The following is a 23,581-nucleotide window of genomic DNA, read 5'->3' as shown; positions in this document are numbered from 1 at the left end:
CGGATTGCAAGAAGATATCGATTGCAATCGAAGTCATATGATACGCACTGCGCTCAATTTTTTTTTGCAAGCAACTTTTCCACTAAATCTATGACTTCCAAGATTTTGAAAGGCTTGCGCAGGAATGAAGCGTAGCCAGAGCATCTTTCCGCCACAGTAGGCTCGGGCAAGGAACTCATCAGAATTATGGGAATTTTCTTTAGCTCTGGATGGTTGGACAGGGAGGCAATTAGCGCAGCCCCATCCATAACCGGCATCATAAAATCGGTGATCACCAGATCTGGACGCGTTTCACCCGCTTTTTCTAATGCTTGCCGTCCGTTAGCCGCAAGGATCGAACGATGGCCCTCATCCTCAAGTACGTCCTCAAGGAGGCTGGCAATACCAAACTCATCATCGACGATCAGGACGATAGCCATAATTAGTCCTTGCCTTTCGGTTGCAGCGCAGCCGAACTTGCAACTGTGATCCGCTCCGCTGTTGGGTCGACTTGTGACAGGATGGTTTCGGCAGTTTCGTATGTATCGTTGATGATCAGCCCGGAATTAGTGATGGTGTATTCGTGTAGGGACGGATTGAAATTGCTGTTTCTCACTTTCAAAATTGAGAGCAGCCGGTACAGACTGGATCGTACTTCGACGAAACGTAACAGCACCATATTCTCAGCGATGCTAGAGATATCATTGACGGGTATTCGAATAGCCGGGCCCAAGATGTCAGGCACTTCCAAAGAATAAACAGTCGTTACGCCTAGCACTCGCAGCTCATTAGCCAGCGCGGTGAAAAAATGATCCATTCTCGCTGGCTCAACTGCTGCCTTGGTAAAGCCTCCAAGCCCGTCTATGAACAGTCGACGGACTCCGCGTCGTCGGATGGCCGCCAGCAATCTTTCACCGTAGGCGTCAAGCAGGTCGTCGGTGGGAGGCTGCCACATGATTTCCACGGTGCCTGCATCGATCATATTGGCTAAAGTTGTGCTCATCACCTCGACTTTGGCCCGAGTGCGCTCGGGGGTTTCATAAAACCCGAACATTAGGCCAGGCTCATCTTCTGATGACTCAGATAGGAAGTGCAGACCAATTGTTGTCTTTCCGGCTCCCGATGGCCCCATGACCATGGTCGTTGACGCAGCAGGAAGGCCTCCATCAAGCATTTCATCCAGCCTGGCGAGTCCGGTTGATGCTCTTTTGGTTATAAGTGCTTCCTTCTGAGAGGGGCGGCCAAGCAATGCCTCTATTCGGGGGTGCACGACAAAACCTGCATCCGTAATCTTGTATGCGTGACGTCCGCGCAGAAACGCGCCGCCACGAAATTTGGTCACTTGCAGGTCGCTCTCTGAGCGCCAACCGTAATTTTGATCTCTCAGCCTTATTAACCCATCCACCATTGTTTGCTCGGGTGATACCTCGCCCATACCAGCATTGTTCGTCATGATCATGGTGCAATCGGTTGCGAGCGCGATTTCCTGCAAGCTGTGAATAAACTCTTTGAATGCCTGATCAGTTTCCGCAGTGGTTTGCGCCGAGACTATTCCGTCAATCACCAGCAACGAACATCTGCGGCGTAATATTTCACGGCGCAGGAGAGTGGTGAGCCCTTTGGTGCCATCCTCCCGCAGCGCGTTGAAGGCGCTGAGATAGGTCAATCCATCGGGAATGCGACTTTGATCGAAGAAGGAGAGTCCGCGCAGATTACTCATCATCCGAGCATGGTTCTCGGCGAGTAGGGTAACGAACAGTGCTCGACTACCTTCCACCTTGGAAATATGGTGGAAGCAGATCTGATTCGTAAGGATCGTCTTACCTGCTCCGGGGTCGCCTTGGACGATGTAAATCCCTCCCTGCATAAGACCACCATTTAAGATGGTATCGAGTCCCGAAATGCCCGTTGGCAATCTCTTAATTTCCGACTCTTTTGATAAGACAGGGGTGTTCATTTTGTGTCCTTCGCTAGTTGCAGAGGCATCGTAATAGTAAAAGCCGAACCCATGCCTGGTTCAGAGTACACCGTGATTGCGCCACCCATCGCCTCTGTCAGTTGACGCACAATCCACAACCCGACGCCAAAACCTGTCACCTGCTCCCCTGGTCGCACCGCTCTTTCAAAACGTTCGAAAATACGGCTCTGATCGGCAGGTGCAATACCTGGCCCGTTATCGCGGACGCAGATAACAGCAGTGTCGTTTTTAAAGTCTGCGGTCGCAGTGATCAAAATCGGAGTTCCACCTCCGTACTTGACGGCGTTGGAGATCAGGTTGTCAATGATCTGTTCCAGTGACAGGCGGTCACCAAGAATGGTCAATCCTTCCGGTTGGAGCTGAAGATCCAGAGTCGAACCCGCATGCTCAGCAAGAGGACGAACGCTTTCGGCTATCTCCCGGATGAGTGGGCAAACATTGACTAGGACTGGATCGAACTTGAGGTGCCCGGAAGTGACTCGCGCTATGTCGAGCAGCGTGGTCGCTCGCTGGATATACCGCGAAATAAGCCATTCAATGTGCCCAAGGCTTTTCTCAATCTTATCTGCTGAGCAGTCAGGTTTGCCAACCATGTGGCGCAGAAGGCTCACCCTTCCAAAGATAGGTGTCATCGGATTTCGAAGTTCGTGAGCAGCAATTGCAAGAAAAGCATCGCGAGACGAGATTGCCTCCCGCAGCCTGGCGTTTTCTTCCAGCAACTCCGCATTGCGGGTGCGAAGCTCATCAGGGCTTGGGCAATTGGGTGGCACGGAATTTTATTCCAATGTTCGATCATACCTGGCTCGGCTGCCGAGTTTCAGATAGTCACGTGTGTGGTAGACGATATCACATTATCACCATAGCCGATCCTACTACCGGTATCGCGATCACGCCGCCCTTTTCTACAAAACCCGAGCTGCTGTATAGCTTTGTAGGTTGCTCAGCCACTGGTTAAATTCATTTTGCTGTCAGTTATTGAAGGGTGGGCATTGCAGGTTGTACATGCCTTTGGCGTCATAAGCTGGCCACCACAATGGCGATATGGGGTTTCAGCTACCGTCACTGACTCCGAAGGTCATAAAATGGTGGGCATTGCCAGCGGTCGGGCTCGTTGCTACTCGGCGGCCCGGATGGTCATGAACATGAAGTCAGTCAAGCGACGTGCTGCTACTGTCTCCCGGCATTGGCCACTGCGTTTTAGAATCAAGCTGACACTTTCTGGCTGTCGTTGCTTTTCAACATTGAGCTCACCGCGTGCCATCCAATACTCTCGCGCCAAATTGATTGATACCCCTCAAATCCACTCGAACCATTCCTTGCAGCCATTCGTCCTATCTATACCAATATCCCCCGATAAGCTTTCCGGAGCCGCCAATGCTCATTCATCCAAAAGCCCATTTCAAACCATATAGACATGCAAGTGGTGGCTGGGGATCCGCGAACTCCGTGATGAAAATACTTTGGCGTGAGCAAGCTTTTTCCAAGGCTCCCAAAGCCCTTCTAAAGCAGAACAAGCCGGATGGTTTCGCCTGCGTCAGTTGTGCTTGGGCGAAGCCAGGACACCCACACGCATTGGAGTTTTGCGAGAACGGTGCCAAGGCAACTGCCTGGGAGCTGACATCGAAAAAAACCGACCCTGCCTTTTTTGCCAACCACACCCTGAGCGAGCTTCGGCAATGGCAGGATTATGATCTGGAGCAACAAGGTCGGCTCACCCACCCAATGCGATACGACTCGACGAGTGATCGGTATCGGGAAACTACGTGGGAAGAAGCGTACCGCGATATTGGTGCGAAGCTGAAAACCATGGAGCCCGACAGCGTGGTGTTTTATGCCTCGGGCCGTGCCTCCCTGGAAACCTCGTTCATGTACCAGTTATTCGCCAGGGCTTATGGCACCAACAACCTGCCCGACAGCTCGAATATGTGCCACGAAAGCACGTCTGTGGGTTTGCAAGAAAGCATCGGTGTGCCGGTCGGTACGGTCACGCTGGATGACTTCAACCACACCGACTGCCTATTTTTCTTTGGCCAGAACGTCGGCAGCAACGCTCCGAGGATGCTTCATCAGTTGCAGGACGTGCGCAAACGTAACGTCCCCATTATCACCTTCAACCCGTTACGTGAACGAGGGTTAGAGCGCTTCGTTAACCCGCAGTCACCCACAGAGATGCTGACGCCAGAATCTACTGTCATCAGTACCCAGTATCACCAGGTCGGCATCGGTGGTGACACCGCAGCTATGATCGGCATTGCAAAGGCATTGCTAGAACTTGACGATGACGCGCAACGAGATGGCGGCAATTCAATTCTCGATAACGACTTCATTGCCAGGCACACCGAAGGTTTCGAGGCTTTTGCGACATCAGTTCGCACTCATCATTGGCAGCACATCGAACGTAAATCTGGTTTGACTCGCGGCGCACTTGAAGCGGCGGCCACCACTTATGCACGTAGCAAACGGGTGATGATGATTTACGGAATGGGCTTGACCCAGCATCGGCACGGCGTGGAGAACGTGCAGATGGTGGTAAATCTATTGCTGATGCGCGGAAACATTGGCAAGCCCGGTGCCGGTGTTTGCCCGGTAAGGGGCCACTCTAACGTCCAAGGTCAGCGCACCGTAGGCATTACTGAAGACCCTAAAAAAGTACCCACCGAGTTGATCGAGCAGCATTTCGGTTTCAAGGTGCCGCAGCAATTGGGACTGTGCACTGTCGACGCCTGTGAAGGCATTCTGGCCGGTGAAGTACGAGGCTTCATTGGCTTGGGTGGCAATTTTCTGCGAGCTATTCCCGACACGGCACGAATGGAACCCGCTTGGCAGACGTTGGAACTGAACGTGCAGATCGCAACCAAACTTAATCGCACTCACTTAATTCCAGCAAACAACGCCTGGCTTTTGCCGTGCCTGGGACGCATTGAAATAGATAGGCAGAATGGGACAGAGCAAACCTATACCACGGAGGACAGCACCGGCTGCATCCACGGATGGCGTGGCAATGCCGAACCGGTTGGCCCACACATAAAAGCAGAAACCAGCATCGTCGCTGGCTTGGCTCTGGCCACCCTTCCCGCTGGTCATTCAATCGATTGGCAGGCATGGTGCGACGACTACTCAAAGATCAGGACGGCCATCGGTACTATTTACCCGGCAATCTTCCATGACATGGAGTCTCGCATGGCGGAACCAGGTGGATTTCATCGGCCCATCGCTGCCGCCAGGCGGGAGTGGTCGACTAAAAGTGGCAAGGCTCAATTCATCACCCCGGTCACTCTCAACGAAGATGACGACACCACGCCCGAAGTCATGCCGCGCGATGTACTGCAACTGATGACGTTACGCAGCAACGACCAGTTCAACACCACCATTTACGGATACGAGGATCGCTTTCGCGGTATCAGCGGTACGCGTGAGGTGGTTTTCATGCACCTCAACGATATCGTTCGGCTGGGATTTGAAGTCGGAGAACGAGTGTTAATCACCACGGCTGTAGAACCTGAAGTGAAGCGTCAAGTAGGGCCATTTGAAATCGTTGCCTATGACATTCCAGAAGGTTGTGCCGCTGCTTACTATCCAGAATGTAATTCGCTCGTACCGCTCTGGCACCATGCCGAGCGCAGCAAGGTGCCAGCGGCTAAATCGGTGCCGGTGCGGATGAGTTCAGTACGACTGTATTGAGGAATTTGCGGTATCTCTCACAGAAATTTCGAGATCCATTCCCACGACATTTGTAGTGACGACCAAGGAACGAAAGCGAGATGAACAGTAATGACCTTGTTTACGACTTCGAAAAAATAGGTAGCGGCGTAGACGTAGTGGGAGCAACGAGCGGCGAACTGTTACCCGGGCGCAAAAGGTCGAAAGATCAGCGCTGTGAAGGTCTGTTATTAAGGGCGAGCCCCTAGCCAGCTTCTGCCACATCGATTTGACGCGGCACGTGCGATTTTGCAAAGACTTACCGCGCCCGACACTTCAATTAATGTTCAAGCGCATAACGACGACAATGCTCCAAGTAACCTTTCTCATGACTTCCGACCAACTGAACAACGCTCGACCAAAGCCAAGAAGGTGCATCGAGTGTCTTTGATCGGCAAGCTTGCAGGTCGCCAATCCAAGAAGACCGAGTAGCCTTGTCCATCTGCCTTGCATGAGCAATTCCAACCACTCTCGCCAGGTAACCGGCAGCAAGCATTGCATCTCGTTGGCTCAACTGATCCAGTTCCAGCTTCATGTCTTGAGGGAGCAGCTCGCGAATGAAAAATCCATGATCTAACACACGTGTCGCCAGCATCCGATTTCCCAAGCCGGGCGAAAGAAAACGAGCGCCCTCGACGACTCGCTTACTCGTTGACGCCAAAGGCACTTAACGAACTTGAATCGCCTAGTAGAGCCACGTTAAAGACGGCACTGCTTTCTCGTTCAAAGCGCTGATTAATAGCACCCCTTTCACTCTCGATCATTCGACGCAGCATTTCCGTTGTGAGGATACCTGCGCGCAGAAAAAAGGAATAACAACAATGAATATCCTTATCCGCTCTGCACGGCCCAAACTTTCTGCTGTAGCTGTACTAGGTGCTATTGGGTTGCTGTTTTCCACAGCCTCCATGACGGTCTTCGCCGAGGGATTTGCTGATGGTGCTAGCGCCTCAACGGTGCAGGTGGCGGCTCCCTGGCGAACGACAGCTTTATCACTAGCTATGACAACGCCGGAGAAAAGTCCTGGCAACTGCGACATGACTACGACTTTGTCGGCTGGGGCATTCCAGGTTTGACGTTGATGAACCGGTACATCTCGGGTGACAACGTCCACATCGGCAGTACGGAAAACGGCAAGGAGTGGGGACGTGAATCCGAGATCGCCTATGTCATTCAAAGCGGTGCGTTTAAGAACCTTTCGCTCAAATGGCGCAACTCGACGCTACGGCGAGATTTCAGCAATTTCAGCATGGATGACAACCGAGTGATCATCAATTACCCCGTGAAATTCCTTTAACCAATCCCTCCCCCCCTTACCAAGGAAGCCAGATGACTGATCAAAAGCTAAGCGGAATCGATATCCGAAAATCCGTAATGGGTGATGATTTTGTCGATAATGCTATGAACGATGCGTCCGCCTTCAGGCAACCCCTCCAAGACTTTATTAACGACCATGCATGGGGTGGCGTGTGGACTCGGCCTGGTCTGTCTCTTCAAACCCGAAGCCTCATAACGCTTGCAGCGTTGACTGCACTCAAAGCGCCTCAAGAGCTCGCCGGGCATGTACGAGGGGCAATTAACAATGGCTGTACCGTGGAGGAGATCCGTGAGGTTCTCCTCCACTGTGCCGTGTATGCAGGTGTTCCTGCGTCAGCAGAAGCTTTTCGAGCAGCCCAGGCTGTTATCGATGCTATCAGCCATATTTCTACTGAAGGTGTAATTGAATGACCACTCAAACTGTTGGCGTCATCGGTGCCGGCACCATGGGCAACGGAATCGCGCAAGTATCTGCTGTCGCGGGTTATCGCGTGCTCATGCTTGATATCAATGACGAAGCTTTGGAGCGCGGGCTCTCGGCCCTCAAGCGGAACCTTGAACGCCAAGTGTCAAAGCAAACGCTATCGAGCGCGCAGGCAGAAGACGCAATAGCACGAGTGCAGACCTCGACTGATTACTCGCTGTTGAATGGTGCAGATGTCGTTGTGGAGGCGGCCACAGAGAACCTGGACTTAAAGCTGCGGATACTCAAACAGATTTCACATTACGTGCGCCCGACCTGCGTCATCGCGACAAGCACATCATCGCTTTCGATCACCCAGTTAGGCGCAAGCGTGAATAGGCCGGAACGATTCATTGGCCTGCATTTCTTCAACCCTGTACCAATGATGGGACTGATCGAAATAATCCGGGGGCTGCATACCTCCGACGCCACCCACGCCCAAATGATTGCCCTGTCGGATCGCCTTGGTAAAACCGCGATTAACGCCGGAAATCGTCCCGGCTTCGTGGTAAATCGAATTCTGGTTCCAATGATCAACGAGGCAATCCTGGTTCTTCAGGAAGGGCTATCTACCGCGAAAGACATTGATTTGGGGATGCAACTCGGATGCAACCAGCCGATTGGGCCACTCGCACTAGCTGACTTGATCGGTCTCGATACGCTGCTAGCCGTCACCGAGTCGCTTCACGACGGGTTTAACGACAGCAAATACCGTCCAGCTCCCTTACTGAAAGAAATGGTGGCGGGTGGTTTACTAGGAAGAAAAACTGGGAGAGGATTTTATCAGTATTAGCCGAGTCGGCGATTGGCAAAAAGGTAGGCGCAGTATGGCTGCGCCTCGTCGAAGACACGCGGAACGCACCATGCCTAAAGTACGTATGAAATAGGCACTCAGAGGGCCCTGTTGACTCACTTGGTCAGCCAGGACTCAACCGTCGCGGAGCCGTGCTCAGCTTTCCACTCTTTAAGAGTCTTGTGGTTGCCGCCTTTGGTTTCGACGACTTCACCGGTGTTGGGGTTTTTGTAGATCTTCACCTGGCGTGGCTTCCGAGTACTGGCTTGGGTCTCAGCGACTGGTGCACGACGACCAGACTTCGGATCAAGCAGATTGATCAGGTTCGGCAGACTGTAGCCGTACTCGGCAAGCAGAGCGCGCAGCTTGGTTTCAAATTCGATTTCTTTCTTAAGGCCAGCGTCGCCTTTGAGGGCTTCGAGCGCTTGGAGTTGTTCGGCGAGGTGTTTTTCGAGCTGGCGAAATTCTGCGAGTTTGGACATGGTCGTTCCCTAGGTAGTTAGTTGCCTAACAATACATCAAAAAGAGCAATTAAAATTTTGACTCAGCGTCCTACTTCATTTTTTGAACAAATTTACTTCCACGAATATCGCAGCAGCCCTGATTCCTGCAGGCACCTGGGTTATCGCTGTAGCGGTATTGCTCGGACTTTGGGGCCTTATCGCGACGGCAGCACCCGTGGGCTGGTGGAGCTGGATTGCAAATGCCTTGCCTGATCATGCAGAGGCCGGCGGCGGCCTGATGGTGGCGATTGTTCAATTGGCTAGACGCGCAGGTGACGCATGTCATTGAAGGCCAGGCGATGGTCAAGGTTCAGCTTGGCAAGCAGGTCACGGGGTAACGGCTCCGTGGCCAGCACTAGCGAGTAAAGCGGGATGACGAAGCGTGAGTAACCGGGTTGTTGCGAGGTGAACGCCTCCGTGGCACGTACAGTGAACTCTGCCCTTACCAAACCGTGCGCAGTTTTGACGACGCCTGGTGCATGCTCCGTAACGGCTGAGCGCTCGTAGATCTTCGCCCCCATTTTCTCAACCAACTTCGCCAACCCACGCACCAGTTTCCCAGGGTGAATGAGCGCACAATGCTCGGTATACAGCCCTCCCAACGCACCTTGGGCACCGAGCCGGGCACTGGCTTGCTGCCCATCCAAAGCTTGCCACTGGTCCGGTAAACCGAAGCGCGTCGAAGCCTCCACCGTTGCCCGTACCCGTTCAAGCTGAGGTGCACTTCGGGCCAGAGACAGGAAGCCCTGCTTGGCGTAGTCCGCCTCGACTCCCTCCAGGCTGAGAACACGACCGATTTCATCGACCGTATCGTTCATGGCGCCCTGAAGATTCAGGGCAGCCTGGTGGGAGTACATTTGCGCCACTCTGTCGAGGGAAATAGGGAAGATCGCCGAAGCCCACCCGCCATTTCGCCCAGAGGCCCCGAAACCGACCTGGTGCTTTTCCAGCAGCACCACGCGTAGGGACGGATCACTCTTGAGCAGATAGTAAGCCGTCCATAGACCGGTGTACCCCGCGCCGATAATGACGACATCGGCCTGCTCTGTTTTTTCCAGGCGTTCCCGAGGCTGGCTGGCCTCGAACCAAAGCGGCTGGTTGGGCAATTGGGTCAAATCAAATTTCGCTGACATTTTGGCTTCCTACCCTGAACATGGGTCGTATCTGAAACGGCTTAGTGCACTAGAGAGTGCTTGCCGAACCGGCCTTGGCGGTGGCGCTGCTTTGACGTGAAGACACGCGCAGCAGTACGTATGAGGCAGCTATCGCAGCTATCGCGAGCAGGCACTGCAAAAGGCTGATCTGCATCGATGGGTCAAAGGCCATGCTGACCAGCACGGCGAGGATCGCAGCGGTAACCAGCAGCGGCAGCCAAGGGTGCCCCCACATGGCGAACTTCAGCGTCCCCTCGGCCACCCACTTGCGGCGAAGCTTGATCTGCGAAAGGCAGATCACCAGGTAAACAAACAGGAACACCGTGCCGGAGGAATTGATAAGGAACTGGAATACGGTATCGGGCCAGAGTGCCGCGATGACCACACAGCCATAGCCCACCAGGGTCGAGGCAAGCACACCACGTACCGGCACGCCCCTTTTGCTTACTGCGGCAATCCAGCGTGGTGCTTCATCATTGGAAGCAAGCACGTACAGCAGACGCGACGAGGTATACAGCCCAGCATTCAGTACCGAAAGCACGGCTACCAGGATCACAACGGTAAGCATGTCGCCGGCACCCGGAATGCCAATGTGCTCCAGGGTGGTCACGAACGGAGACTTGCCTGGGACGATGTCGGTCCAGGGCTGTGCAACCACGATGAAGAAGGTTGCCAGTACGAAGAACACCAGGATGCGGACCATCACGGTATTAACGGCCTTGCGGATGTTGCGCGATGGATCTTCGGACTCGGCCGCAGCCAGGGTGGCGACTTCCACACCAGTCATGGAGAAGATGACTACGACCACACCGGTGAACAAGGATGTCACGCCATGGGGCAGGAAGCCGCCATGTTGAGTAAGGTTACTGAAGCTTGCCGTCGACCCCGGCCAGAGGTTGAAGACATAGATACCAGCCACTGCCAGGAACACCACGATGGCCACAACCTTGATGCCGGCGAACCAGTACTCAGCTTCGCCGAAGGAGTGCACCGACATCAGGTTCAGCAGGGTCATGCTTGCCATCAGCCCAAGGGCTATTACCCAGACCGGGAGGTCCGGGAACCAGCCATTGATGATCTGCCCGCCAACAACAGCTTCGAAGCCAACCACGATGACCCAGAAATACCAGTAGAGCCAACCCGTCATGTAGCCTGCCGGGCGACCAAAGGCCATGCGGGCGTAGTCCACGAACGAGCCTTTTGAAGGATGCGCAGCAGCCATCTCACCGAGCATGCGCATCACCAGGGCGACGATTAGACCGGTTATGGCATAGGTGATGAAAGCACCAGGGCCAGTTGAAGCAATGACGGCGCTGGATCCTACAAAAAGGCCCGCGCCAATGACCCCGCCAAGGGCCAGCATACTGATGTGTCGCGTCTTGAGTGCACGCTTCAAGCGTGGATCGTGTTCTGACTGAATAGGCATTGCTCGTCTCCTCTTGTTTTAGTAATCGACACTGCCTATTCCGAAGGGTATGCACGCACGACACGCGTGAAAATCGTCAATTTCCACGCCGCGAATAGCTCGACTGTACAAATGTATGAATGGGAAAACGAATATGGAAAGGCGAGGAGAAGGCTTTGCGAAAGGAGGAATTAGAAGCTCGCCGACGTGCGGCTAACCCGCTTGGGGCTGCGTTTGGTAATTACGACTTTGCCAGAGGTAGCTATGGGTCGAAAGCAGCCCGTCTTCAAGGGCTGCTACCGGCCATTCACAGATGTTCGCCATGGGGCCATAACTGCCCTTTAACCATTCACCGCCCCCGGCCAACCCGCCTGACGCAAGGCTTTAAGCAACGTCTCGCTATCCAGCCCCGGCACGGCATGCCCGTTACCTTCAGCCGTCTCGCCAGCCAACAAGGCATTGATGATCGCTTCCTCGACCGCTTCGGTAGCGGCCAGGAACAGTTCGCTGATGTGATCGTTGTTGACCATGCGCAGGTTGTCGCAGGTCGGCGCTTTCTTGCTCTCGTATGCGGCGGGCGGCATGTCGTTGCCGGTCGCGAAAGCGATGAAGATGTCGCCGCTGTGATCTTCGTTGCCACCGCCCGTGCGCGCCAGGCCGAGGCTGGCGCGTTGAGCCAGGCGTGTGCACTGGTGCGGCAGTAACGGCGCGTCGGTGGCCAGGCAAACCACAATCGAACCCATGCCCGGGTGCGGCAGCGAGGCTTTTAAAAACGGTGAATCGGCCTTTTCCATGTGCCGTCCTACCGGGTAACCATCGACCCGCAACTCGTTGCGGATGCCGTGGTTGGCTTGAACGATAGTGCCGACGGTCCAACCGCCTTGGGCACTGCTCAGCCGCCGCGAAGCCGTACCGATGCCACCCTTGAACTCATGACAGATCATGCCGCTGCCGCCGCCAATATTGCCCTCGGTGACCGGCCCACCGACCGCCGAGTGCAGGGCTTGGGCTACATGCTCGGGCTTCACATGAAAGCCGTTGATGTCGTTGAGCAAACCGTCGAAGGTTTCCAGCACGACGGGCATGTTCCAGTAGAGCCGCCCGTCATCGGGTTGCTGCTCACGGTCCAGCACAATCAACGCATCGCGCACCACACCGAGGCTATGGGTGTTGGTGAACGCGATCGGGCTGGTCAACAACCCCGCTTCGCGAATCCACTCCAAGCCCGTGGCATCGCCATTGCCATTGAGCACGTGGACGCCGGCAAAGCACGGCTGCTGGCTGGTCGAGCCGGCTCGCGGTTCAATAATGGTGACGCCGGTGAGAATATCGCGGCCGTTGGCGGACTTTCCGCGCACATTGCTGTGGCCGACCCGTACGCCTGGCACATCGGTGATGGCATTGAGCGGGCCGGGCTGCAGTTGGCCGAACTGGATGTTGAGATCGCGGGCACGTAGTTTCGTCATGTCGTTCATGATTTTCACTTTGAATGGGCTTTATAAAAATGGCGTTGGTGGGCAGCGTGACAGCCAGTGCGCCAATCAAGTGCCGGTCTTGACGGTGTTCCAGGTGCGGGTGCGTACGCGCTCCATCTTCAGCGGCAGGGGTTCCAGCGGAAACAATGTGTCCAGCACCTCCTTCGACGGGTACACCCCGGGGTTGTCGCGGATCTTCTGCTCGACGAGCGCAGTCGCATCCTTGTTGGCGTTGGGATAGCTCAAGTAGTTGGATGCCTGGGCGATGACTTCGGGGCGCAGCATGTAGTTGATGAAGGCCAAGCCTTGCTCCGGGTTGGGGGCATCGTTGAGTTGCACCAGGCTCTCTACCCACACCGGCGCACCTTCGCGGGGAATGCTGTACACGAGGTTGCGCTGGTTACCCGCCAGTTCGGACGCCTTCTGCGCATCGGCCACCCCTCCGCCCCAGCCCAGCACGACGCAGACGTTGCCATTGGCCAGGTCTGAGATGAATTTGGAAGAGTCGAAGTAGACGATATGCGGGCGCAGCTTGAGCAGCAGCGCCTGGGCTTTTTTGTAGTCCTCCGGGTTCTGGCTGTTGTAGGGCAGACCGAGGTAGTGCAACGCGATGGGAATGACCTCGCCGGGCGCGTCCAGCATGGCGACACCGCACTGGCTCAGTTTGGCGAGGTTTTCCTCCTTGAAAATCAGGTCCCAGGAGTTAACTGGCGCATCGGGACCGAGTATCGATTTGACCTTGTCCGCGTCATAGCCGATGCCAGTGGTGCCCCACAGGTAAGGGGCCGCGTAGCTGTTTGCGGGGTCGTTGCTTTGCAACTTGGCGAGGATGTCAGGGTCGAGGTGCGACCAATTGGGTAGCTTTGAGCGATCCAGTTTTTTCAGCACACCGGATTTGATCAGGTTCGGTAGCAGGTCGGCGCTGGCAACGACCACGTCGTAACCGCTGCGCCCGGCCATCAGTTTGCTTTGCATGACGTCACTGTTGTCGAACACATCGTATACCGCGCTGATACCCGCTTCTTTCTCGAAGTCTTTCATCGTGTTCGGCGCAATGTAGTCATACCAGTTGTAGACGTGCACGCTGGATTTGGCGGGCTCGTCGGCCTTGGCGCAGACCAGGCCGACGCTGAAAAACGTGGCCAGCACCCATTGCATGTAGCGAGTGGATTTCATCGGGATACTCCAGAGCACAAGTGCCGAGTCCAGGGACACGCGCACTGCTCCTGCAGGTTTGTGATTGTTGTTGTGGCAGGGGTAACGTGCAGCAAAACGCAACGAAGCCTGGTGTACTCACGCCCCTCGCGTGTGGACAGGGATCAGCAGTTCGCGTCGACCATCAGCGTGCTCGACCTGTTCGCCGGTCAGGTGCAGGCGCCGGTCCTTGAGGTAGTCGTACTCATGGCGGGCGGTGCGCAGCAAATCGAGATCCAGCTCAACCACCTGCCGACACTCTTCACGCCCTGCTTCAAACAGCGTGCGCCCAAAGGGATCTATCGCCGCACTGCCACCGGCGAAGACGAGGCCTTCATCGCCCTCCCCGACCCGATTCACCATCACCGCGAATGCCTGGTTTTCCTGGGCTCGAGCCATGATCGCGGTGCGGTGGACGGGGCCGTAGGGGTCCATGTTGCCGTTAGTCACCAGGATCAGCTCGGCGCCAAGTTGGCCGAGGGCGCGAGCGCTTTCCGGCAGTTCGATGTCGTAGCAGATCAGCAGGCCGACGCGCACGCCATTCCAGACCGCAGTCGCATAGCGATCGCCCGGCTGGAACAGGCCGCGCTCCGACGGCCATAGATGAGTCTTGCGATAGGTCAGCGCGATCCCTTGCGGGGTGATCAACAAAGAGGTGTTGTAGAAAGTGCCTGCGTCGTTTTCCGCCATGCCCACGACCACGCTTACATCGCGTTCGCGGCAAGCGCGCTGGACGGCTTGGACACTTGGCCCGTGCAATGGCTCGGCGACCTTGGCCAGCTGCTGCGCACTGGCGAACCCCATCAACTGCGTCTCGGGAAATATCAGCAGATCGGTGTCCACTGCGCAGGTAGCGATAGCCTGCAAGGTGCGCTGCAGGTTATAAGCGGTGTCACCGTCGCGACCGTCAAGTTGTACGAGTTCAATCTTCATCGGTAGTCCTTTCACGTATAAATGGGCTCACAATTGCCAAACCAAACAGCACTCGCCAGGGCTGGATAAAGTATGGAGAGCCGTTCAACGGAAAGTAATTACATCGATGGGGTAACCCCGAATGGGTAGAAGCGTGAGCATTACATTGCAGGACATCGCCTGGCACCAGGCGGTAGGCAAACTGATCGAGGGCCTTGACCGCCCCAATTTCTGGCTCGCGCTGGTGCGTCTGCTGGATCGCTACATTGCGGTCGACAGTTGGGTGGTGCTGGTTTTCAGCGATGGCCGCCCGCAGGTACTCGCCGAATGCCCAGGCAAGGATGGCGGCCCGGACCCGCTTTTCCAGGACTACCTCAAAGGCCTGTATCTGCTCGACCCCTTCTACCTGGCCAACCGGGAAGCACCGCAGAACGGTTTGTTCTGGCTAGCCGACGTGGCGCCGGAGTGCTTCGAACAGACCGACTACTACCAACGCTACTTCCGCCTCAATGTCGTTGCCGACGAAGTGCATATCAACGTCCAGCTTGACGCGGAACGCACCCTCAGCCTTTCGCTGGGCAGTGAGGGCCTTTTCAGTCCAGAACAGATGGCTCTGCTTACGCTGATCCAGTCCTGGGTAGCCCCGCTGATGCGCCAGCGCATGGCGTTCGAGCGCGAAGTACTGGAGCAGACCACTTCGCCAACACCCAGCTGGCAGAGCTGGCTGGATACCACTGACCGGCAGCTGGACACCCCGCTCTCGGCCCGCGAACTGGAGGTCGGCCGGCTGATGCTGAGCGGCTGTTCGAACAAGGAAATCGCGCGCAAGCTGGCAATTTCCGCCGAGACGGTGAAGGTCCATCGCAAGCACATGTACAGCAAACTCGGGATCAAATCGCAGTCTGAGCTGTTCTCCCTGTTTCTGAACGCGCAGAGCTGAAGCCGCCAGGCCCGGACGGCTGCCATCACCTGTTTGCGCAGCGCGCCTTGGAATCAGCCAACCTGCCTCCATAACATAGTCATACCCAACGTCTCCGAGAGGAAGGACTTACCATGACCAGTCAAACCGAAACTGCCATTCTCGCTGGCGGCTGCTTCTGGGGCATGCAGGACCTGCTGCGGCGCTACCCCGGCGTGTTGCAGACGCGCGTCGGTTATACCGGCGGCGATGTGCCGAATGCCACCTACCGCAACCATGGCAACCACGCCGAAGCCATCGAGATCGTCTTCGACCCTGCCGTGATCAGCTACCGACAGATTCTTGAGTTCTTCTTTCAGATACACGACCCCAGCACCCCCAACCGTCAAGGCAACGACCGCGGCCCCAGCTACCGTTCGGCGATTTATTACCTCAGCGAACAGCAACGCGACGTCGCCGAGGACACCGCCGCCGACGTCGATGCGTCAGGCCTGTGGCCAGGTCGGGTGGTGACCGAGATCGAACCGGCTGGAGCATTCTGGGAAGCGGAACCGGAGCACCAGGATTATCTGGAGCGTATTCCGAACGGCTATACCTGCCACTTCATTCGTAAAGACTGGAAATTACCTAAACGCGATTGATCGCCGAGTCCGACTACCGGGCAGCAAATCTGAGAGGTAACCCCAACCTTTCACCTAAGCTGTTAACTGATGCGACTGCATGCAGAGAATACCAGCCACTTGGGCTGCCTATCGCCCAAAAAGGAGCCTCCCATGTTCACGCCCGGTCATTTGAATCGTAGCAATCCCGAGGGCACCCCCGGCGTTCCGGAATACAATATCGATGTCTTCTATGAAGTTCGACACGACCCCAAGGAAGGCATGCTGATGCACTTCAAGATGGCTGGGGTGGTGTCGGGAAGCAGCTTTACCGAAGAATTTGATATGCACCGGGATACGGCCTTCAACTTTGCCAGTCGAGTGGCCAAGGCTGCGGTCAAGCATGGACTGCCCGCCAACGCCAGTCTGATCATGCGCGGGCACGATGAGTACGACGCGATGTTCGAAGATATCCGCGCCAAACTCGGTGTTCAGCCGGGCGAGCCGATCAATCTGGATAACGCTGAGAACGACCGTCGCTGAGTGACTCCAACGCTACTCAGCGAGCCTCGGCCTGCCGACTCACGGGATCAATCTCCAGATAGCGGCTGACTGCATCATCTATGGTTGGAAAGAATGCTGTTTCGCCAAGTCTGGCGAACAGCCCGAATCGCTTCAGCTTGTCCTTGACCGGGTCCTTCATCTCGGCCACGCATAACTTGATGCCCGCCGCGTGCAAGGTGTCGTCCAGTTCAGCCAACATGTCGGCAGAGGTCACGTCGACACTGGTGACCGGCTCCGCTGCAACGACCAGCCAGCGCACGGGCGTGGGCGATGCCGCCACTGCGTCGAGCACGCGCTCGTTGAACAGTTCGGCGTTGGCAAAAAACAGCGGTGCATCCCAGCGAAACAGGACCAGGCCAGGTATCAGGCTCGCGTCGGGATAACGCTGGATGTCGTGGTAGCCCTTGACGCCCTTGGCCTCCCCCAGCACTGCAGAATACGGCCGCCAGCCATCCCATAGAAATTCAATGACGGCGATCACGATGGCCAGCCCGATGCCCTCGATCGCGCCAAATACAGCCACGCCCACGGTACAGGCAATCGACAGCCAGAACTCCCAGCGCTGAATACGATAAATTCGCCGCAGGTCGGCGACCTCAATCAAGCCGATGGCCGACGCGATCACCACCGCTGCCAATGCGCTGCTGGGCAGATTTTCCAGCAGGTTCGGTGCTACCACCAGCAGCAGCGCAACTGCCACCGCGCCGACAACGCCGGTCAATTGGGTTTTGGCGCCCGCGGCTTCGGCCACGGGGGTACGCGAAGAACTGCTGCTGATTGGAAAGCCCTGGAAAAAACCGGCCGCCAGATTGGCAAAACCGAGCCCTGCCATCTCCTGGTTCGGGTCCACGTAGGTACGGGTGCGCGCCGCATAGACTCGCGACAGCACGCTGGTGTCGGCGAACGAAACCAGCGCCACGGCACAACCGCCGATGAGCACGGGGACGATATCGGCACGGGTGATCCAGGGGATGGCGAACGCAGGCAAACCCTGTGGAAGAGCGCCGAGCACCGATACCCCGGCGCGGGCACCAAGGTCCAGCACACCGACGGCGATCGTCGCGCCGACCACTGCGATCAAAATGCCTGGCACCCGCTTGTAGGGTTTGAGCGCAAGGATCACCACCAGGGTGGCTGCACCGATCATGAACGCGGTCCAGTTGGTCTTGCCTTCCATTACCGCGGTGGCGATAGCCCAGATGTTTCTCAGCGGGCCGTCGGCCTCAATCGAAAAACCAAAAAACTTGGGTAACTGGCTGATCAATACGGTGAGCGCGATGCCATTCATGTAGCCGTAGCGGATTGGTTTGGACAGCAACTCCGTAATGAAGCCCAAACGCATGATGCCCGCCAGGATGCACACGACGCCTGAAACGATCGCCATCATGCCCGCAAGAGCGATAGCGCGATGCGGGTCGCCACCCGACAGCGGCAGGACGACAGCCAGGATGACGGCGGCCAGCGAAGAATCCGGGCCCAGCACCAGTATCCGGCTAGGCCCGAACAACGCATATGCGAGTAGCGGAACGATGGTCGCGTAGAGGCCATAAATGCCCGGCACGCCCGATGCCACGGCGTAGGCGATGCCCACGGGTACCAACATTGTGGTGAGCACCAGGCCGGCCATGATGTCGTGACGCAACCAGGCAACCTGGTATCCGCGCAACGTGCGCAGTCCAGGAAACCAGCGGCTCCAGCCGGTCGCGTCGCCGGCATCCCGGCGGGTAATACGGCCCGGTTCCAGGACGGGAGGCGAAGATTGCGAATCGCTCATAGAGCTGTGGCCTATAGGTGTCCAGCGCAGACTCGCGTTACATGCCCGTCAGAATTTTTCGCTGACTTGCCGGTGCGGATAATCCGGGTCGCGATAACCACCGGGCTTCTGCCTCTTGGGCAAAATCACTTTCTCGCGCGCGACCTCCTTGTACGGGATGCGGCTCAGCAGATCGGAGATGATGTTAAGGCGCGCCCGCCGCTTGTCGTTCGAATGGGCGACCAGCCATGGGGCATGTTCAGTGTCGGTCGCCAGGAACATGTCGTCACGAGCCCGTGAATAGTCATACCAGCGACTGTACGACTTGAGGTCCATCGGGGTCAGTTTCCAGATTTTGCGTCCGTCATTGATGCGCGCCTGGAGCCGCCGGGTCTGCTCGTCTTCGCTGACTTCCAGCCAGTATTTGAGGAGGATCACACCTGAGTCGACGATTGCCCGCTCCACCAGCGGCGTGGTCTTCAGGAAACTGGCGACCTGCTCTTTGGTGCAGAACCCCATGACCCGCTCGACGCCCGCCCGGTTGTACCAACTGCGATCGAAAATCACCACCTCGCCAGCCGCAGGCAGGTACGGCAAGTAGCGCTGCACATACATCTGGCTTTTCTCTCGATCACTCGGCGCCGTGAGCGCCACCACCCGAAAGACCCGGGGGCTCACCCGTTCGGTGATGGCCTTGATCGTGCCGCCCTTGCCAGCGCCATCGCGCCCTTCGAAGACGATACAGATCTTGATGCCCTTGGCTTTTACCCACTCCTGCAATTTCACCAGTTCCACGTGCAGACTGCGCAGTTGCTGCAGATAATCCTTATTCTTCAGTTTCGGACTTTCTGCAGTCTTACGCTTAATGTCTTTGTTTTTTTGCTTGGCCATTACCTGGACCTCACAACTGGCAATCACGGCCAACTGAGGTTAGACCAAGTGTCAGCCCTCTACCTAGCGGCCACAGACTGTTGGATCATGAGGAGCATCCTTGATATAGCGATAGCGCTTAAAATGCATTAACACGTGGAAGAAAGTTGGAGGCTGGAATGACCACCATCGATGTGAAATCCCGATTCGAGGCACAGCTTCTTCGTCCGGCAAAGCCTGGTGATGATACTTCGTGGGCGTTTGTCGTCTTGCCAAGAGACGCCAGTGAACAGCTTCCCAGGCGCGGGCGGACGACGGTTGAAGGCACACTCAATGGGCACCCTTTCCAGGCCACCCTTGAGCCGGATGGTCAGCTGAGCCACTGGCTGCAGGTCAGTAGAGAGCTATACGAAGCCGCAGGCGCGGCCGTTGGCGATGTCGTTACGCTGGAACTGGCCCCGGTGAAGAACGAGCCCGAGCCTGACATCCCGGCAGATTTTCAGCAGGCACTGGCAACCGCTCCTGAGGCTCGACACGTCTGGAACGATACGACGACCCTCGCCCGAGTAGACTGGATACACTGGATTACTTCAGCCAAGCAGCTGAAGACACGCGCCAAGCGCATCGGTGATGCCTGCGAGATGCTTGCATCCGGCAAGAAGCATGTTTGCTGTTTCGATCAGTCTGGCTACTACAGCAAGGCCTTCCGTGCGCCCGAGGCAGACAATTCATGAATGGAGCATTCTGTTGAATGCGGCATCGTCCTTCCGTTCGTGCGGCGTAATCCCGATGACTAGACTATGGTTCAAACGCGAGCGTATCTGAACGTCCGTGAATGGAAAAACCAAAAAGGATAGGTTATGCACTCATCCGCTATTTTTCGTCCGGCTGCGCCTGGTCGGTCGTTGCTTCTCTCGCTGGGTCTGCTCGCTGCAGGCATCACCTCGGGCGCATGGGCTGACGATTACCCCCACGCCCAGGAACCGATTGGCACCGTGGAGCAGATCTACGACGGCGCCATGCTCCCCGATCTGGCGGTCAGTACTTACCGCAACATCGACCGGCTGTTCCCTACCCACAAGATCAAAGCCGGCGATCACCCGTATCCGCTGCCGAAATCGGACAAACAGCTGCCCAATGTTCGCTTCACCGTCGGGGACAAGAAGTACGACCTGTATGACTTCGTCGCACTCGACAGCATTACCGCGATGCTCGTGCTCAAGGACGGCAAGATCGTGTTCGAGACCTATCAGCGTGGCAACACCGAGAACACCCGATGGATGTCGATGTCGATGGCCAAATCCATCACCTCCACGCTGGCAGCTGCAGCGATAAAAGATGGCCTTATCAAGGGCCTCGATGCGCAAGTGGTGGATTACGTTCCCGAGCTCAAGGGCAGCGCCTATGAAGGCGTGACCGTGCGCGACGTGTTGATGATGTCTTCGGGCGTGAAGTGGAACGAGACCTACACCGATCCAGCGTCTGATCGCCGAGCGCTACTCAAGGCGCAAATATCGCAGAAACCGCATTCGGCCATGGCATTGATGGCAAGTTTGCCGCGAGCGGCTGAGCCCGGCACGGCCAACAATTACAGCACTGGCGAGACGCAGGTACTCGGCGAAATTGTTCGTGGCGCTGTGAAGATGCCGCTGGCCGATTATCTATCGCAGAAGATCTGGCAGCCATTCGGCATGGAAAGTGATGCGCGGTGGTGGCTCGATTCGCCTGACGGCGTGGAAATCGGTGGCAGCGGTATCAGCGCCACGCTGCGCGATTATGGACGCTTCGGGCTGTTTTTCATGAACGACGGCAAGATCAATGGCGCTTCGATTCTGCCCGAGGGCTGGGTCAAGGAGGCGACGCTGCCGACCACCCTCAAAGGCGGCAAATCACTGGACTACGGCTACATGTGGTGGACGGCGTGGACCGAGCCGTCGGTGAAAGACGGCGCCTATGCGGCGGTGGGTATCCAGGGCCAGAACATCTACGTCAACCCCGCCAATAACGTGGTGATTGTCACCTTCGGTGCCCAGCCCAAGCCGGTGGATAAAGAGCCGATCGACCCGATGGTATTCTTCGATGCAGTGGTAGCTGCGTTGAAGTAACTCGCCGCTTGTTCGTTCAGCCTAATGGGCTCAGGCGTATTGTTCAACGCTCTGCTGGATACCTTCAAAAAGGACGCTACATCATGCACACCCACTTCTCTCAAATCTGCGAGCGCTTGAACAATCGCCGATTTACCGTGGCAAACAACGCTCAAGGACTCTCGGGTTCGGGTACCGTGTTTCATTATCAGGTCCAGCAAAATGCGATTTCGGGGACTTATGAAGGCGGGCGGATCCGCTTGGGTCATCAAGTTGGGCGCGCGACAGGCCCGGATAGCATAGAGCTGCTTTTCCAATGCCTGACAACGGAGGGCGAAATGCTTGCTGGCTGGTCTCGTGGCACGGTAGGCGTTGATCACGAAGGCCTTACCACCCTTGACTTCGTATGGGGTTGGTTGTCGGGTGCCACTGGTGGGGGTGAATCCAGCTACGTCGAACTTCCCGCGTAGTCTTTCAACGCTGCGCAAAGTATGCGCTTTGGCTGGCCGGAACAATGCAAGAAAGGATAAGCACGATGAGTCGCGCCAGCCACATCTGCCTGATGGCAACCTATAACGAGTGGATGAACGCAAAGATCTATGAGGCCGCCAGAAGCCTGCCAGATGATGAACTGTCAACGGACAGGAAAGCCTTTTTCGGTTCAATTCTCGGCACGTTGAATCACTTGGTAGCCGGCGATACGGTCTGGCTCCAGCGCTTCGCCAGGCACCCGGCGAACTACCTGGCCCTGCAACCCATTCTTCAGCTCCCCGCCCCTGCAAGCCTCAACCACCTGCTGTACTCAAATATCCGCGAGCTATCGGCACAACGCGTGTGGCTCGATCAGCTAATTGTCGAGTGGTCGCGCTCCATTGCAGAGGCGGATCTGGACCACGTGCTCAAGTACGCGAACATGAAGGGAGTTCCGGCTGACAAGAACTTTTATGCCCTGGTCATGCATTTCTTCAACCATCAAACGCATCACCGCGGGCAAGTCACTACCTTGCTTTCACAGGCGGGCGTGGACGTAGGTGACACGGATCTGGTCGCCCTCATCCCGTCGGAGCACCACCCGTAGCAGCTGGCGAAGCCTGCGTCGGGGCGCGAAGCGGCCCCCAGCGTTCCAAGGCCAAACCGCATCGCCCGATATAGCGCCTGCTACGCAGGCGAACGCAGCCTTCGGCAGCTGCTACAAAAAGCCCATCCACCACGAACCTTGTAGCAGCTGGCGAAGCCTGCGTTGGGTCGCGAAGCGACCCCCGGCGTTCCAAGGCCAAACCGCATCGCCCGATATAGCGCCTGCTACGCAGGCGAACGCAGCCTTCGGCAGCTGCTACAAAAAGCCCATCCACCACGAACCTTGTAGCAGCTGGCGAAGCCTGCGTTGGGTCGCGAAGCGACCCCCAGCGTTCCAAGGCCAAACCCAGCGCCTGCTACGCAGGCGAACGCAGCCTTCGGCAGCTGCTACAAAAAGCCCATCCACCCCAACCCTTGTAGCAGCTGGCGAAGCCTGCGTTGGGGCGCGAAGCGGCCCCCAGCGTTCCAAGGCCAAACCCAGCGCCTGCTACGCAGAGCGAACGCAGCCTTCGGCAGCTGCTACAAAAAGCCCATCCACCACGAACCTTGTAGCAGCTGGCAAAGCCTGCGTTGGGGCGCGAAGCGGCCCCCGGCGTTCCAAGGCCAAACCGTATCGCCCGATAGAGCGCCTGCTGCGCAGAGCGAACGCAGCCTTCGGCAGCTGCTACAAAAAGCCCATCCACCACAACTCCCGTAGCAGCTGGCGAAGCCTGCGTTGGGTCGCGAAGCGGCCCCCAGCGTTCCAAGGCCAAACACAGCGCCTGCTGCGCAGAGCGAACGCAGCCTTCGGCAGCTGCTACAAAAAGCCCATCCACCACAACTCCCGTAGCAGCTGGCGAAGCC

At 56.7% G+C, this 23,581-nt stretch carries 21 protein-coding genes and 3 pseudogenes; 12 read left to right on the top strand and 12 right to left on the bottom strand.

Translation table 11 applies throughout. The annotated features are described in order from the left end of the window. Positions 1–53: 53 nt before the first annotated feature. The 3 genes from ORL50_RS22580 to ORL50_RS22570 are packed head-to-tail and all read right to left on the bottom strand — an operon-like array spanning position 54 to position 2,727. A complete protein-coding gene (locus ORL50_RS22580) occupies positions 54–419 on the bottom strand; it encodes a response regulator (protein ID WP_162435982.1) in 366 nt (121 codons plus the stop codon). Between the two features lie 2 nt (positions 420–421). Next, positions 422–1,936 carry an ATPase domain-containing protein gene (locus ORL50_RS22575; protein ID WP_054052536.1) on the bottom strand — a complete coding sequence of 505 codons (1,515 nt, stop codon included), beginning with the start codon at positions 1,934–1,936 and terminating at the stop codon, positions 422–424. Beyond that, positions 1,933–2,727: a sensor histidine kinase gene (locus ORL50_RS22570; protein ID WP_266018172.1), complete on the bottom strand. Its 795-nt coding sequence runs from the start codon at positions 2,725–2,727 to the stop codon at positions 1,933–1,935. Before ORL50_RS22570 ends, ORL50_RS22575 begins: the two co-directional genes overlap by 4 nt. Positions 2,728–3,331: 604 nt before the next feature. Here ORL50_RS22570 and ORL50_RS22565 point away from each other — a divergent pair. Next, on the top strand, positions 3,332–5,638 hold the full coding sequence (locus tag ORL50_RS22565) for an FdhF/YdeP family oxidoreductase (RefSeq protein ID WP_266018170.1): 2,307 nt from the start codon (positions 3,332–3,334) through the stop codon (positions 5,636–5,638). A 298-nt stretch (positions 5,639–5,936) separates the two neighbouring features. Here ORL50_RS22565 and ORL50_RS22560 read toward each other — a convergent pair. Continuing rightward, a pseudogene (locus ORL50_RS22560) lies at positions 5,937–6,302 on the bottom strand (DUF2252 family protein); the annotation flags it as partial. Positions 6,303–6,602: 300 nt separating this feature from the next. Here ORL50_RS22560 and ORL50_RS22555 point away from each other — a divergent pair. The 3 genes and pseudogenes from ORL50_RS22555 to ORL50_RS22545 all read left to right on the top strand — a co-directional run. Further along, positions 6,603–6,953, top strand: a pseudogene (locus tag ORL50_RS22555) (OprD family outer membrane porin); the annotation flags it as partial. A gap of 32 nt (positions 6,954–6,985) precedes the next feature. Continuing rightward, positions 6,986–7,384, top strand: a complete 399-nt coding sequence (locus ORL50_RS22550; RefSeq protein ID WP_266018168.1) for a carboxymuconolactone decarboxylase family protein — start codon at positions 6,986–6,988, stop codon at positions 7,382–7,384. Then, positions 7,381–8,229 (top strand): 3-hydroxybutyryl-CoA dehydrogenase, encoded by an 849-nt coding sequence (locus ORL50_RS22545; RefSeq protein WP_266018167.1) that lies wholly within the window; start codon positions 7,381–7,383, stop codon positions 8,227–8,229. Before ORL50_RS22550 ends, ORL50_RS22545 begins: the two co-directional genes overlap by 4 nt. A gap of 116 nt (positions 8,230–8,345) precedes the next feature. Here ORL50_RS22545 and ORL50_RS22540 read toward each other — a convergent pair whose 3' ends face one another. Then, positions 8,346–8,711: a histone-like nucleoid-structuring protein, MvaT/MvaU family gene (locus tag ORL50_RS22540; protein WP_266018165.1), complete on the bottom strand. Its 366-nt coding sequence runs from the start codon at positions 8,709–8,711 to the stop codon at positions 8,346–8,348. A 106-nt stretch (positions 8,712–8,817) separates the two neighbouring features. Between ORL50_RS22540 and ORL50_RS22535 the strand changes: the two are divergent. After that, positions 8,818–9,006, top strand: a pseudogene (locus tag ORL50_RS22535) (MFS transporter); the annotation flags it as partial. On the opposite strand, the gene ORL50_RS22530 reads toward ORL50_RS22535, so the two are convergent. The 5 genes from ORL50_RS22530 to ORL50_RS22510 all read right to left on the bottom strand — a co-directional run bounded on the left by ORL50_RS22530 (position 8,993) and on the right by ORL50_RS22510 (position 14,893). Next, complete coding sequence (locus tag ORL50_RS22530; protein WP_266018163.1) at positions 8,993–9,865, bottom strand: NAD(P)/FAD-dependent oxidoreductase; 873 nt, start codon at positions 9,863–9,865, stop codon at positions 8,993–8,995. The pseudogene ORL50_RS22535 and the gene ORL50_RS22530 overlap by 14 nt on opposite strands. A gap of 49 nt (positions 9,866–9,914) precedes the next feature. Then, positions 9,915–11,312 carry an amino acid permease gene (locus ORL50_RS22525; RefSeq protein ID WP_266018162.1) on the bottom strand — a complete coding sequence of 466 codons (1,398 nt, stop codon included), beginning with the start codon at positions 11,310–11,312 and terminating at the stop codon, positions 9,915–9,917. Positions 11,313–11,632: 320 nt separating this feature from the next. Continuing rightward, a complete protein-coding gene (locus tag ORL50_RS22520) occupies positions 11,633–12,766 on the bottom strand; it encodes a DmpA family aminopeptidase (RefSeq protein WP_266018160.1) in 1,134 nt (377 codons plus the stop codon). A 66-nt stretch (positions 12,767–12,832) separates the two neighbouring features. Then, the gene (locus ORL50_RS22515) at positions 12,833–13,942 is read right to left on the bottom strand and encodes a polyamine ABC transporter substrate-binding protein (RefSeq protein WP_266018158.1); all 1,110 of its coding nucleotides are present in this window, start codon (positions 13,940–13,942) and stop codon (positions 12,833–12,835) included. Positions 13,943–14,059: 117 nt separating this feature from the next. Next, on the bottom strand, positions 14,060–14,893 hold the full coding sequence (locus ORL50_RS22510; protein WP_266018156.1) for a carbon-nitrogen hydrolase family protein: 834 nt from the start codon (positions 14,891–14,893) through the stop codon (positions 14,060–14,062). A gap of 133 nt (positions 14,894–15,026) precedes the next feature. Here ORL50_RS22510 and ORL50_RS22505 point away from each other — a divergent pair, with 133 nt between their 5' ends. The 3 genes from ORL50_RS22505 to ORL50_RS22495 all read left to right on the top strand — a co-directional run bounded on the left by ORL50_RS22505 (position 15,027) and on the right by ORL50_RS22495 (position 16,933). Then, positions 15,027–15,812, top strand: coding sequence for a helix-turn-helix transcriptional regulator (locus ORL50_RS22505; RefSeq protein WP_266018154.1), 786 nt, complete (start codon positions 15,027–15,029; stop codon positions 15,810–15,812). Positions 15,813–15,925: 113 nt separating this feature from the next. After that, positions 15,926–16,432 carry a peptide-methionine (S)-S-oxide reductase MsrA gene (gene msrA, locus ORL50_RS22500; protein WP_266018152.1) on the top strand — a complete coding sequence of 169 codons (507 nt, stop codon included), beginning with the start codon at positions 15,926–15,928 and terminating at the stop codon, positions 16,430–16,432. Between the two features lie 132 nt (positions 16,433–16,564). After that, positions 16,565–16,933: a DUF5064 family protein gene (locus tag ORL50_RS22495; protein WP_266018150.1), complete on the top strand. Its 369-nt coding sequence runs from the start codon at positions 16,565–16,567 to the stop codon at positions 16,931–16,933. 16 nt (positions 16,934–16,949) lie between these two features. On the opposite strand, the gene ORL50_RS22490 is transcribed toward ORL50_RS22495, so the two are convergent. Further along, positions 16,950–18,728: a SulP family inorganic anion transporter gene (locus tag ORL50_RS22490; RefSeq protein ID WP_266018148.1), complete on the bottom strand. Its 1,779-nt coding sequence runs from the start codon at positions 18,726–18,728 to the stop codon at positions 16,950–16,952. Between the two features lie 48 nt (positions 18,729–18,776). Continuing rightward, positions 18,777–19,598, bottom strand: a complete 822-nt coding sequence (gene ppk2, locus ORL50_RS22485; protein ID WP_266018146.1) for a polyphosphate kinase 2 — start codon at positions 19,596–19,598, stop codon at positions 18,777–18,779. A 158-nt stretch (positions 19,599–19,756) separates the two neighbouring features. Between ppk2 and ORL50_RS22480 the strand changes: the two genes are divergently transcribed. The 4 genes from ORL50_RS22480 to ORL50_RS22465 all read left to right on the top strand — a co-directional run bounded on the left by ORL50_RS22480 (position 19,757) and on the right by ORL50_RS22465 (position 22,739). Beyond that, a complete protein-coding gene (locus ORL50_RS22480; RefSeq protein WP_266018144.1) occupies positions 19,757–20,311 on the top strand; it encodes a YdeI/OmpD-associated family protein in 555 nt (184 codons plus the stop codon). A gap of 126 nt (positions 20,312–20,437) precedes the next feature. Then, on the top strand, positions 20,438–21,682 hold the full coding sequence (locus ORL50_RS22475; protein WP_266018142.1) for a serine hydrolase domain-containing protein: 1,245 nt from the start codon (positions 20,438–20,440) through the stop codon (positions 21,680–21,682). A gap of 83 nt (positions 21,683–21,765) precedes the next feature. Next, positions 21,766–22,131, top strand: coding sequence for an avidin-fold protein (locus tag ORL50_RS22470; RefSeq protein WP_266018141.1), 366 nt, complete (start codon positions 21,766–21,768; stop codon positions 22,129–22,131). Positions 22,132–22,196: 65 nt separating this feature from the next. After that, a complete protein-coding gene (locus ORL50_RS22465; protein WP_266018140.1) occupies positions 22,197–22,739 on the top strand; it encodes a DinB family protein in 543 nt (180 codons plus the stop codon). The last annotated feature ends 842 nt before the right edge of the window (positions 22,740–23,581 follow it).

Source organism: Pseudomonas sp. RIT-562 (assembly GCF_026241895.1).
GTDB classification, from domain to species: domain Bacteria; phylum Pseudomonadota; class Gammaproteobacteria; order Pseudomonadales; family Pseudomonadaceae; genus Aquipseudomonas; species Aquipseudomonas mandelii_F.
Note: the sequence above shows the minus strand (reverse complement) of the source record. Positions and strands in the feature narration are given on the sequence as shown.

Excerpts from the sequence above, each read along its gene's own strand:
- ppk2 (WP_266018146.1), bottom strand. The coding sequence starts at position 19,598 with ATGGCCAAGCAAAAAAACAAAGACATTAAGCGTAAGACTGCAGAAAGT.
- ORL50_RS22515 (WP_266018158.1), bottom strand. The coding sequence starts at position 13,942 with ATGAAATCCACTCGCTACATGCAATGGGTGCTGGCCACGTTTTTCAGC.
- ORL50_RS22495 (WP_266018150.1), top strand. The coding sequence starts at position 16,565 with ATGTTCACGCCCGGTCATTTGAATCGTAGCAATCCCGAGGGCACCCCC.
- ORL50_RS22520 (WP_266018160.1), bottom strand. The coding sequence starts at position 12,766 with ATGAACGACATGACGAAACTACGTGCCCGCGATCTCAACATCCAGTTC.
- ORL50_RS22550 (WP_266018168.1), top strand. The coding sequence starts at position 6,986 with ATGACTGATCAAAAGCTAAGCGGAATCGATATCCGAAAATCCGTAATG.
- ORL50_RS22480 (WP_266018144.1), top strand. The coding sequence starts at position 19,757 with ATGACCACCATCGATGTGAAATCCCGATTCGAGGCACAGCTTCTTCGT.
- ORL50_RS22545 (WP_266018167.1), top strand. The coding sequence starts at position 7,381 with ATGACCACTCAAACTGTTGGCGTCATCGGTGCCGGCACCATGGGCAAC.
- ORL50_RS22465 (WP_266018140.1), top strand. The coding sequence starts at position 22,197 with ATGAGTCGCGCCAGCCACATCTGCCTGATGGCAACCTATAACGAGTGG.
- ORL50_RS22580 (WP_162435982.1), bottom strand. The coding sequence starts at position 419 with ATGGCTATCGTCCTGATCGTCGATGATGAGTTTGGTATTGCCAGCCTC.
- ORL50_RS22575 (WP_054052536.1), bottom strand. The coding sequence starts at position 1,936 with ATGAACACCCCTGTCTTATCAAAAGAGTCGGAAATTAAGAGATTGCCA.
- ORL50_RS22475 (WP_266018142.1), top strand. The coding sequence starts at position 20,438 with ATGCACTCATCCGCTATTTTTCGTCCGGCTGCGCCTGGTCGGTCGTTG.
- ORL50_RS22490 (WP_266018148.1), bottom strand. The coding sequence starts at position 18,728 with ATGAGCGATTCGCAATCTTCGCCTCCCGTCCTGGAACCGGGCCGTATT.
- ORL50_RS22510 (WP_266018156.1), bottom strand. The coding sequence starts at position 14,893 with ATGAAGATTGAACTCGTACAACTTGACGGTCGCGACGGTGACACCGCT.
- ORL50_RS22530 (WP_266018163.1), bottom strand. The coding sequence starts at position 9,865 with ATGTCAGCGAAATTTGATTTGACCCAATTGCCCAACCAGCCGCTTTGG.
- ORL50_RS22525 (WP_266018162.1), bottom strand. The coding sequence starts at position 11,312 with ATGCCTATTCAGTCAGAACACGATCCACGCTTGAAGCGTGCACTCAAG.
- ORL50_RS22540 (WP_266018165.1), bottom strand. The coding sequence starts at position 8,711 with ATGTCCAAACTCGCAGAATTTCGCCAGCTCGAAAAACACCTCGCCGAA.
- ORL50_RS22470 (WP_266018141.1), top strand. The coding sequence starts at position 21,766 with ATGCACACCCACTTCTCTCAAATCTGCGAGCGCTTGAACAATCGCCGA.
- msrA (WP_266018152.1), top strand. The coding sequence starts at position 15,926 with ATGACCAGTCAAACCGAAACTGCCATTCTCGCTGGCGGCTGCTTCTGG.
- ORL50_RS22565 (WP_266018170.1), top strand. The coding sequence starts at position 3,332 with ATGCTCATTCATCCAAAAGCCCATTTCAAACCATATAGACATGCAAGT.